This window comes from Treponema vincentii F0403 (assembly GCF_000412995.1).
GTDB lineage: Bacteria > Spirochaetota > Spirochaetia > Treponematales > Treponemataceae > Treponema > Treponema vincentii.
In genome coordinates this window covers 1581212-1592283 of sequence record NZ_KE332512.1, presented here as the reverse complement: position 1 = coordinate 1592283, position 11072 = coordinate 1581212, and the positions used below count along the sequence as shown (strand labels likewise).

Genomic DNA, 11072 nt, shown 5'->3' with positions numbered 1-11072 from the left:
TTTTTTTATACGTTTATAGTACACTCGCCCGCATGAAAACCGATATTCAGATAGCGCGCGAGACTCCTCTTAAACCGATCCGAGAAATTGCTGCGGAACTGGGGATAGATTCCGATTCCGTAATTCCTTACGGCTTTTATATGGCAAAAATTCCGTATACAGCTATCCGTCCTTCCCGTGTAAAAGAGCATAAACTCATCCTTGTTACATCCATGACACCGACAAAGGCGGGTATCGGTAAGACAACGGTTTCGATTGGGCTTGCACTTGGGTTACAGAAAATCGGTAAAAATGCGGTATTGGCGCTGCGGGAACCTTCGCTCGGTCCCTGTTTCGGGATGAAAGGCGGGGCGGCCGGCGGCGGTTATGCACAGGTGCTTCCCATGGAAGACATCAATTTGCATTTTACGGGCGACTTTCACGCTATTACCTCCGCACACAATATGATCAGCGCGTTGCTGGATAACTACGTGTTTAGGACGCAAAATACACCCCAAGGGTTAAAAAAAGTTATTTGGAAAAGAGTGCTCGACGTTAATGACCGGGCACTCCGCTCGATTGTTACCGGCCTTGGGGACGGAAACGGTGTTCCCGCAGAGTCGGGGTTTGACATAACCGCCGCTTCTGAAATTATGGCGATTTTGTGCCTTGCTTCGGACATGGACGACCTGCGCCGCCGTATAGAAAAGATTATCCTCGGTTACCGGCCGGATAATACGCCGTTTACGGTTAAAGACCTCGGCGTTGCCGGAGCAATTACCGTATTACTTAAAAAAGCGCTCGACCCGAATTTGGTGCAAACCACCGAAAACACCCCTGCATTCGTACACGGCGGGCCGTTTGCAAATATCGCACACGGCTGCAATTCCGTTATCGCGACCGAAACGGCGCTTACGTATGGCGATTATGTTATTACCGAAGCAGGGTTCGGGGCAGATTTAGGCGCCGAAAAGTTTTTTGATATTAAATGCCGCAAAGCAGGACTTGCTCCGGCCTTAACCGTGCTTGCCGTTACGACCGGCGGACTAAAGCTGCACGGCGGCGTTCCTGAAGCGGAGCTCGCTAAGCCTAATAGAGAAGCGCTTGCCCACGGGTTTAAAAATATGGACAAGCATGTAGAGAATATGCGGAAGTTCGGACAGACGGTGTTGGTGGTATTGAATAAATACGATTACGATACCGAAGAAGAAGTCGAGTGCCTCCGCGCCTATTGCCGGAATACCGGCGTACCGTTTGCGGTAAGCAGCGCTTTTTACGAGGGGGGCGCCGGTGCAGCGGATTTTGCCCGCACCGTTTCCGGCTTGATTGAAACCGAACCGTCAAAGCCGCTTGTCTTTACCTATCAGGATAGCGACGGAATCAAGACAAAAATCGAAAAAATATGTAAACAAGTATACGGCGCAAAAACCGTTACTTACCAACCGGAAGCGGAAAAAACACTCAAGCGGATAAGCACGTGGGGTGCGGATTCCTATCCGGTATGTATTGCAAAAACACAGTATTCTTTTTCCGACGACCCGAAAAAACTCGGCGTCCCGGAGCAGTTCGACATGACAGTTCGTGAGATTGTCGTGAACAACGGTGCGGAAATGATTGTTGCCGTTATGGGGGACATGATGCGGATGCCGGGACTTCCTAAAGAACCGCAGGCTCTCCGCATCGATCTTGTAAACGGTTATATCGATGGATTAGCGTAGATAATAGGGCTGGGATTGTCCGAAAAACAACCTGTTTTTGCGGCATCCCCAATCCAATATATGAGGGGTTTAACGATGAAGAAAGGCTTTAGAGACTGTATCATTGTCGGTTTTGCGCTTTTTGCAATGTTTTTCGGCGCCGGGAATCTTATCTTTCCGCCGCTGCTCGGCTTTATGACAGGCAGTGAATGGTTTATTACATTTATCGCCTTCTCTATTACCGGCATTTGTATTCCGATTTTGGGTATTTTTGCAATGGGAAAAGCAGGCGGCGATGTGCAGCACTTTGCCGGCAAGGTTCATCCCGTTTTTGCAGTTGTGTTCGGTACCGTCATTATGTTGGGGATCGGCCCGCTGTTAGCCCTGCCGCGGACGGCGGCAACCACGTATGAGATTGGAGTACTCCCTTTCACTACGTCGATAAGCCCCTTAGTCAGTTCTATTATTTTCTTTACAATCGTATTGATCTTTTCGATTAAACCGTCAAAGGTTATCGATACCATCGGTAAATATTTAACGCCGGTGCTTATTATCGTGCTTGCCGCTATTGTTATCCGTGCCTTTATTGTCCCGCTCGGGCCGCTTGAAAATCCTCCTCCGCAGAATTTTTTCTTAAAAGGCTTCTTAGAGGGATATCAAACGATGGATGCGCTTGCAGCTATGCTGTTTGCAACGATTATCATCAATAATATTAAGGAGCGCGGGTATTCCGACAGGAAATCGCTCTTAAAGATCAACCTTTCCGCCGGCTTAATCGCTGCGGTGGGGTTGTTGCTGGTATACGGCGGATTGCTGCATGCAGGGGCTTCGGCTTCTCAGGTGTTTCCGAAGGATATCAGCCGTACCGCGCTTTTGATCAATATTTGCGCAAGTTTATGGGGTCATACCGGAAAAGTGATTCTTTCACTTTCGATTGCCTTTGCCTGCCTTACCACTGCAATCGGTTTAACGGCTACCGCCGGGCATTTCTTTAAAAAACTATTCCACAATAAAGTGTCTTATGAGGCGATAGTCATTGTTGTGTCGGTATTCAGCTGCTGGCTTGCCAACTACGGGGTAGAAAACATCATCCGCTATTCGGTGCCGCTCTTGGAAGCGCTGTATCCCGTTTGTATTCTGTTAACGGTTATGAATCTTTTGGATGACTATATTCCTAACCGGTACTACTATGTCGGTGGGACGGTCGGTACGCTGATAGTCAGCTGTTTGCAAGCCTTTGCTTCAACCGAAGGTATTGTAAACGATTTTTTAGGTTTATTCGGTACAAAAACCGTGTCGTTTGAAGGGTTGGCAGCAGCACTGCAAAAACTCCCGCTTGCGAATATCGGTGTTGCGTGGCTTATCCCTGCGATTATCGGCGCATTCTTATTCGGATCGCTTGGTGGCAAAGGCAAGGCGGTAAAACAGACCGCATAAAAACCGTAAAATTAACTAAGCGATGCCCCGATAATTGTTAGTAATAGGAGAAGTAAATATATGGATTATTCAGTTTCTAAAACGTCGAAGTCGCTTTTTATATTAAATTTTTTAATTTTTAACGGCCTTTTCGGCTTAACGTTTCTATATGGATGGTTTGCAAAGATAGTACCTGATGAAGAGCTGGCTCGTATTTTTATGAGTCCGCCGGCACTATTTGGGCTTTGTACTACCTTATCGGTTCCGGTGCTGCTGTATCGGAAATGTATGCCGTGTATTAAAAACTGTTATTCGGAGCATAACGGCATCGACAGGGCAAATAAAGCCGTAGCCGTGTATTCGATTGCGAGTGTCATCGTGCCGTTCCTGCTTTCGGGCTCCGTACCGGTACTGGCATTGTTATGGATAGGTGAACGGGATTGGGTCAGGTTTGTTGCAACCGCCTTAGCGGCAATGGGCAGTATGTTTTTTGTCTCGCTCTTCTTTTATGTAGTGTGGCTACAACGGCTTGAAAGATACGTAAAATTTTTACCGCTCGAAAAAAAACATATTACAATGTCGTATACGGGGCGTGGGGTTGCCGTAGGATTTGCGCTTTTTACCGGGATTTTTTTTCTTTGCGTAGCTCCTTTTATCGCAACTTTGTATAACGGCCGCGATATTGTTTTTACGTTGACGCATACTATGCTGCCCTTATCGGTTATTACGATCGGGGGTGCCGTTTTTATCAACTACACGCTTTACAAGGGTACCAATGACGAAATAGAGTCTATACTTCAATTTACGGATAAGCTGGCAGAGGGAAACTTTATTGCCGAGCATCTTGAAATCAACCGGCGCGATATATTCGGACTGCTCGTTACGCGGCTGAACCGATTCTATGATAATACGGTAGCATTGCTTGCCGGTGTAAAAACGGATACTCAAGCGATGGGCGAGGCTATCGGCGTCTTGTCGTCAAATACAACGGAAAGCGCAAGTTCCGTTAATCACGTCAGTGCGAATATTGAAGGGGTAAAGCAGCAGATCATAGCGCAGGCGGCAAGCGTGAGCGAAATGGCTGCCACTATCGAAGAAATCGTGAGAACAATTAAACAGCTGAATTCCGGTATTGAGGTCCAGGCTGAAAGCGTCGCACAGTCTTCATCCTCTATCGAGCAGATGACGGCGAATATTGTTTCGATTACTCAAACACTGGAAAAGACTGATGATATCGTTAAACAGCTTGCCGCCGCAACAGCTGACGGTAAGCGGACAATCGTAAATTCAGCTGAGGTAACACAGAAGATCGCAGAGGCTTCGGGCGGGCTTATCGATGCAAGCAATGTTATACAAAATATTGCAAGCCAGACAAACCTTCTTGCAATGAACGCCGCGATTGAGGCGGCACATGCGGGAGAAGCAGGTAAAGGTTTTGCGGTTGTCGCAGACGAAATTAGAAAGCTTGCAGAAGAATCTTCTGCACAAGGTAAAAATATTACCTCAACGCTTAAAGCCCTTGGCGGCGAAATCGATAGCTTAACGGATTCTTCAAAGAGTGTCGAAGAAAAATTCACTACTATTTTTGATCTTTCCGGACAAGTTAACACCATGAGTGCCGCTCTTATGGATTCAATGAAAGAGCAGGAAAAAGGAAGCGGGGAAGTCTTAGCGGCCATTAAAGATATCAATGCGGTTACCGCAGAGGTTAAAAGCGGTTCTTCGGAGATGCTCAAGGGCGGAGAACAGGTTGCTGGAGAGATGCACAAACTTGACGACCTCACACGGTTTATTACCAACAATATGAACGAAATGGCAAGCGGTGCGGTGCAAATAAACCGGTCAGTACAGGAAGTCAATACGGTTGCACAACAAGGTAAAACATTAGTCGAAAATTTGACAAATGCGGTAAACAAATTCCAAATTAAGTAGGTCTTTTGTCTTCCGTTTTTTTGCCGATAGTGTAACTATGGATATAATAACGTATCATGCATCCGATATGGATCTGTTACAAAGCGATGCTATGTCGTTTGCGGTTCAAGTAAAGCATAGAAGCGGTTATACAGGCGGCTCAGCCGGTCAGGCAGCCGTAGCAGCAGATATGCGTCTTCTTTCCGGTTTTAACGGCGGCGGATCATCATATACAAAGCACCGCACGGTTTCCAGCCGTGCAGTACCGCGGATACGATTCAACCCTTTGCCTTTTCTATTGGTTTTGAGTATTGTATATGCAGTGCTGGCCGGTTCATTATTGCGCGGCGGTGCAGGCGCGTATTCTATCCGTAGGATGACCTTTAGCGAGGAACCTTCGTTCAGCCGTGCTTTGCATTCATACGTGTTCCCGGAACAGGACGGTTTTACCGATCAACTCTCCGTACCTGCCGCGAACGATTATGTTTCGACGGTAACGTTTACGGATTATACGGTAAGGAAAGGAGATACGGTCAGCGGTATTGCCTCCCGTGCGGGGCTGCGGAATTTCGGTACGCTGCTATCGGTTAATAATATCGATAATGCGCGCCGGATTAGCGCAGGGCAGGCGCTGCGGATACCTTCGGCGGACGGTCTTTTGTATACGGTTAAAAAGAACGAAACGCTTGCAGGTATTGCGGCGGCGCATAAAGTAACCGTTACGGCTTTGCTTGACGCCAACGATTTAACGCAGGAAACCCTGTCCGTCGGGCAAAAACTGTTTATCCCCGGCGCATCGCTTTCGTCGTTTGAGCTGCGGAAAGCTCTCGGTGAGCTGTTTATCTATCCGATACAGGGGAGACTTACTTCGCCGTTCGGATATCGGAGCGACCCTTTTACCGGTGCGCGGAGCTTCCATACGGGGGTTGACTTGGCTGCACCTATCGGTACGCCGGTTAAGGCAACGTTAGACGGGAGAATTGCAGAAACGGGATTTAACCGTATTTTCGGCAACTATGTGATTATCACCCATGACCGGGGGTATCAGTCTCTCTACGGTCATTTATCGGCTGTCTCTGTAAAACGGGGGCAGTATGTTACGCAAGGAGCTATCGTCGGCGCGGTCGGCAATACGGGATATTCCACAGGGCCGCATTTACATTTGTCTATTTATAAAAACGGGAGCCTCATCAATCCGTTCTCCGTTCTAAAATAAGTAGTTATATCGTATATATTTAGCCATCTCTAAGAAACAAAAGTTTTTTGAGATACCCTATTGAGGAGGATTTTGTGAAACGAGTTGTATTCACTTTATGCGCATTATTCAGCGCATATACATTCTTGTTTGCTTATAACCCGCCCGTTGGAGGAGAGTCCGCTAATACGTTCTTTTCCTCCGACTTACTGGGCGGTCAGGCAAGCGTTACCGGCGGTCCGTTTGGGGATGGAAACCCTGCCGAATTGGCGACAAACCCTGCTCTTTCCGCGTATGAGCAGCGGATTATCTTTGACCTTTCGTATGCCGCCGTTATCGGGTTCAATAAGAACACCGTTAATGATTATGGATGGAAAGGACATTTGGCAAACATAGACTTCTTGTATCCCGCACGATGGGGTGTTATTGCTACCGATGTTCATTTCTTTACTTCATCGTTTGATTCGCTGCAATGGGGTACGGCCGGTTCGATGCGGCTTTCGTATTCAAAAGATTTAACCGATAATCTGGCACTCGGTGTCGGTTTATACGGCATTGTCGGTACCGGCTGGGGTGTCGGCGCCGATCTCGGTGTGCTCTACCGATTCGGCGACCTCGGATTTGCGAAGGATTCAAAAGTCGGCGCTTCGATTACCGGTATGGGTAAACCGTATAATGCCGGATTCGGCGGGGTGAGGGGTTCCTCAAATACGAGCGGTTTTACCGGTATGTTTACTCCGCGTGTCGGTTTTGCAACGACTTTCATATCGGTAAAGAACTTTAAGCTTGGTATGGCTTTTGATCTGTCGTTCCCGACCTTTCAGAACCTTGTGTTTGACACCGGTTTACATCTAAAGTTTGCCGACATGGTTACCTTTAAAGCAGGCTGGAATTTCAATCTTGTAGAAACGTTGTATCACCGGCAAACCTATATTCCTTCATTCGGACTTGCCTGTTCGATTAAAATTAAAGCAAAAAATGCGAATGAAGCAAATGCCTGGGAACAGAGCGACATTACCCCGCAGCTTGCCGTTAAGCCTCTTTATAATAACATTTGGGCAATCGGTGCAGGCGTTAATGTAAAGGTCGGTAAGACCGATACCGCAGCGCCTGTTATCAGTATCGATTATCCCGAAACAAAATATATTTCTCCCAATAACGACGGTGTGCAGGATGTGCTGGAATTTCCGCTTTCGATTACCGACCAGCGCTATGTGATGGCATGGGAATGTGCTTTTGAAAACGAAAAAGGCGAAGTTGTCCGTACCATTGCGAATAAAGAAGCTCGTCCACAGCTGAGCGGAAAGTCTTTCTGGAAACTCCTGACAAAGGCGAAGTCCGGTGTTGAAATACCGGAAACGCTGCGGTGGGACGGCATGCTTGATTCCGGTTCGGTCGCTCCCGACGGAACTTACTATTTTACCATTACCGCTTCCGACGATAATAATAACACGGCAAAAACCGAACGCTATGCCGTAGTTATCGATAATACGCCGCCGGTTATTACCGTTACTCCGCCTTCCGGTCAAAATGCGTTGATTTTCAGCCCCGACGGAGATGGGAACAAGGATACATTCCTTATCAGGCAGAGCGGCTCCGTTGAAGATAAGTGGGTTGCAACCATTACCGATTCGGCTAACAAGGTTGTGCGTACTGCTGATACCATAAATGCCGCTCCTGCCGACTTTGCATGGGACGGAAAGAACGATTCCGGGGAATTTATTCCCGATGGTATTTACACCTATAAAATTGCCGCTACCGACCGTGCAGGAAACAGCGCATCGCAGTCGGTTCCCAATATTATCGTAGACACCGTTAAACCGTCGGTTGGTATTTCAATCAGCACCAATGCCTTTTCTCCGAACGGGGACGGCGTAAAAGATACGATTACCCTATCACCGGCAATTCCGATTCAGACCGGCTTGCAGGAATGGAAAATCGATATACAAAACGCACGGGGAACGACGGTACGCACGCTAACCGATAGCCGTATCGCTGCAATCACCTTTGACGGGAAAGATAAAGACGGAAAAGTTTTACCGGAAGGTGACTACAAAGCAATACTTTCCGCACGGTATGTAAACGGATATGCCCCAAGCGAATCTTCGCCGGTTTTCACCCTCAATGTTACTGCTCCTAAAGCAACGGTAACGGCTTCGACTGCTATTTTCTCGCCGGACGGTGACGGAAAGCTTGATACGGTTACCTTTACTCAGCAGGTAAGTGCCGGTGATAGCTGGACTGCAGAAATTTATGCGCTTGACGGTGCCGGTAATATGAGCGGCAGCCCGATACGCAGCTTTGCAATTACCAAGGATAATGCTGCAAGCTTTGCATGGGACGGACGGAATAGCTCCGGGGCATTAGCTGCAGACGGGAAATATGCTTACCGGTTAGTAGGTAAAAACGATGCCGGCAATACCGGATATTCTACTCCCGTTTCGGTCGAGCTGAACACCGAAAAAGCCGATGTCATTTTATCTGCAAATATGCTGGCATTCTCTCCCAACAAAGATGGTGTACAGGATACGATTGTATTCTCTCCCAAACTGAAATCGAATACCCCAGCGGCTGCTTATACTTTCGGAATCTACGATAAATCAGGTGCTGCCGTAAAAACACTTTCAGGAAACGGTACGCCTTCCGCTTCAATCAGCTGGGACGGTATCGCGGATGCGGGCGATGCAAAGGGACAACTTTGCTCAGACGGCACGTACTCCGCCTCGATCGATGTAACGCTTGCAAATGGACAGACGGCTAAATCAACCGTTTCCGGAATTACGCTTGATACGCAATATCCCGAAGTGGAAATTTCTGCACCGTACCTCGTGTTCTCGACGGATAGCGCTGCAAAGCGTCCGAACTTACCCGTTACGCAAAAAGCTTCTGCAGAAAATCTCTGGACGGGCAGTATTACCGCAGCCGGTAATAAGGAAGTGCGGAACTTTACCTGGGAAGGAAAGGCTGTCGATTTTGTGTGGGATGGAACCGATGCTTCAGGTAATAAAGTTCCCGACGGAACCTATCGCTATACTATTTTTGCACAGGATCCGGCAGGTAATAGGACAATCAAGTCTCTCGACAATATCGTGATTGATTCGCGCGTACCCAAAGCCTATATCACTGCGGAACTGCCGGCGTTCTCGCCCAACGGCGACGGGGTAAAAGATACGCAAAACTTGACCGTCCATACAACGCTGAAAGACGGACTGGCCTCATGGTCGGTTGCGATAAAACCGGCGGATAACAGTAATGCCGCTCCGGTAAAGACGTGGTCGTCCGAAAAAGGCGACACACTTGCTCCTTCTATTCAGTGGGACGGCAAAGCCGACTCAGGCAGGGTTGTGTCCGGCACCTTTATCGCTGAGCTTTCTTTGAGCTACACAAAAGGGGATGAGTTGGTTGTCAGTACCGCTCCGTTCATATCTTCGACAAAGGCTCCTGAGCTTGGTGTTAAGCTGTCACCTAAGTATTTCAGCCCGGATAATGACGGTAACGAAGACGAACTCTTTATTAATCTGTCTGCAAAGTCGGATACCCAGGTAAAGCAGTGGTCGTTTGAAATCCGCGAACCGGAAGATACCGGTAATAAGCTGTTCTGGAGTACCGGAGGAAAGGATAAGATAACCGAGCAGATTATCTGGGATGGGCGTTCGTTAAAAGGCGAAACCGTACAATCTGCTACCGACTATCCGTATACCTTTACCGTAACCGATGAAATCGGCCTTACCTCTGTCGTAAAGGGTTATGTTCCGATCGACGTTTTGGTTATCCGCGACGGTGATAAACTGAAGATAGCCGTTCCTTCTATTATCTTTAGAAAGAATGCCGCGGACTTTGACGGACTTGAGCAAAATGTCGTTGATCGAAACATTAAGGTGTTAACCCGTATCGCGGAGATCTTGAATAAGTTTCCCGAATATAAGGTTCAGGTTGAAGGGCATGCAAATAATGTGAGTGGAACGGAGCGTGAAGAGAAAGAGGATCTGATACCGCTTTCGGCAGCACGTGCCGATGCCGTTCGCAGATTCCTGATTGAGAGAGGCGTTTCACGCAGTAGACTTTCGTCCGTTGGTATTGGCGGTACAAAGCCGATTGCATCGCTTTCCGACAAGGACAACTGGTGGAAAAACCGCCGAGTAGAATTTGTTTTGATTAAATAACTTTAATCGGTGTGAAAATCCGCAGGCGGCGTAAGCTGCTTGCGGATTTTTTTTGACCTAAGGAGCGGTGATGGCAAAAAAAATAGCCAACCTTATCGGGCTTGCAGGGCAGTCCTGCGCGGGGAAAAACATCGTTGCGGATTTGCTTGCAGAAAAAGGATATGCCGTTATCGATGCCGATAAGGTTGCTCATGCCGTCTTGCAGGAGCAGGGCGAAGCGATAATTGAACGGTTTGCTGCTCATGCCGAAAAGCGCGGTCTACGGTTGCGAGGGCAGGACGGTTTATTGGACAGGAAAGCATTGAGCGTTTTGCTTTTTTCGGAACCGGCGCTGCTGGCAGAACACGAGGCTTTTATTCTTCCTAAAATTGAAGAACGGATCCGCATTCTTATCGCGGACGCTTTACTTGAACAGCCGAACAGGCCTATTATTCTTAACGCACCTACGCTGCATAAAACCTCTTTAACGCCGGAATGCTCGTTTATCCTTTATATCAAAGCGCCGTTTTTTATCAGACTTATCCGGGGAAAAAGGCGCGACAACATTTCTCTTTGCCGGTTAATTGCCCGTTTTTTGCAACAAAGAGATTTCTTTACTCAATACCTTTTACAAAATGCCGATATTGTAAGCGTAGTGAATGCCGGTTCCGTACAGGCTTTACGGAAGAAAATCGAGCATATACTGCGCGAAAAGGGTTTTTGAGGAAAACT

6 protein-coding genes are annotated in these 11072 nt (G+C 47.8%); all 6 read left to right on the top strand.

Translation table 11 applies throughout. From position 1 onward, the window contains the following. The first annotated feature begins 32 nt into the window (after positions 1 to 32). The 6 genes from HMPREF1222_RS06975 (at position 33) to coaE (ending at position 11064) form a co-directional block, all read left to right on the top strand. Positions 33 to 1697, top strand: coding sequence for a formate--tetrahydrofolate ligase (locus HMPREF1222_RS06975; protein WP_016518807.1), 1665 nt, complete (start codon positions 33 to 35; stop codon positions 1695 to 1697). 75 nt (positions 1698 to 1772) lie between these two features. Beyond that, positions 1773 to 3113, top strand: a complete 1341-nt coding sequence (brnQ, locus tag HMPREF1222_RS06970) for a branched-chain amino acid transport system II carrier protein (protein ID WP_016518806.1) — start codon at positions 1773 to 1775, stop codon at positions 3111 to 3113. Positions 3114 to 3173: 60 nt separating this feature from the next. Continuing rightward, positions 3174 to 5024, top strand: a complete 1851-nt coding sequence (locus HMPREF1222_RS06965; RefSeq protein WP_016518805.1) for a methyl-accepting chemotaxis protein — start codon at positions 3174 to 3176, stop codon at positions 5022 to 5024. Between the two features lie 37 nt (positions 5025 to 5061). After that, complete coding sequence (locus HMPREF1222_RS06960) at positions 5062 to 6219, top strand: LysM peptidoglycan-binding domain-containing M23 family metallopeptidase (RefSeq protein WP_016518804.1); 1158 nt, start codon at positions 5062 to 5064, stop codon at positions 6217 to 6219. A gap of 74 nt (positions 6220 to 6293) precedes the next feature. Continuing rightward, a complete protein-coding gene (locus tag HMPREF1222_RS06955; RefSeq protein ID WP_016518803.1) occupies positions 6294 to 10361 on the top strand; it encodes a FlgD immunoglobulin-like domain containing protein in 4068 nt (1355 codons plus the stop codon). A 70-nt stretch (positions 10362 to 10431) separates the two neighbouring features. Next, entirely contained in the window at positions 10432 to 11064 is a 633-nt protein-coding gene (coaE, locus tag HMPREF1222_RS06950) for a dephospho-CoA kinase (RefSeq protein WP_016518802.1), read from the top strand. Positions 11065 to 11072 lie beyond the last annotated feature (8 nt).

What these genes read in the sequence shown, in the direction of transcription:
- HMPREF1222_RS06975 (WP_016518807.1), top strand. Translation starts at nt 33, where the DNA reads ATGAAAACCGATATTCAGATAGCGCGCGAGACTCCTCTTAAACCGATC.
- brnQ (WP_016518806.1), top strand. Translation starts at nt 1,773, where the DNA reads ATGAAGAAAGGCTTTAGAGACTGTATCATTGTCGGTTTTGCGCTTTTT.
- HMPREF1222_RS06965 (WP_016518805.1), top strand. Translation starts at nt 3,174, where the DNA reads ATGGATTATTCAGTTTCTAAAACGTCGAAGTCGCTTTTTATATTAAAT.
- HMPREF1222_RS06960 (WP_016518804.1), top strand. Translation starts at nt 5,062, where the DNA reads ATGGATATAATAACGTATCATGCATCCGATATGGATCTGTTACAAAGC.
- coaE (WP_016518802.1), top strand. Translation starts at nt 10,432, where the DNA reads ATGGCAAAAAAAATAGCCAACCTTATCGGGCTTGCAGGGCAGTCCTGC.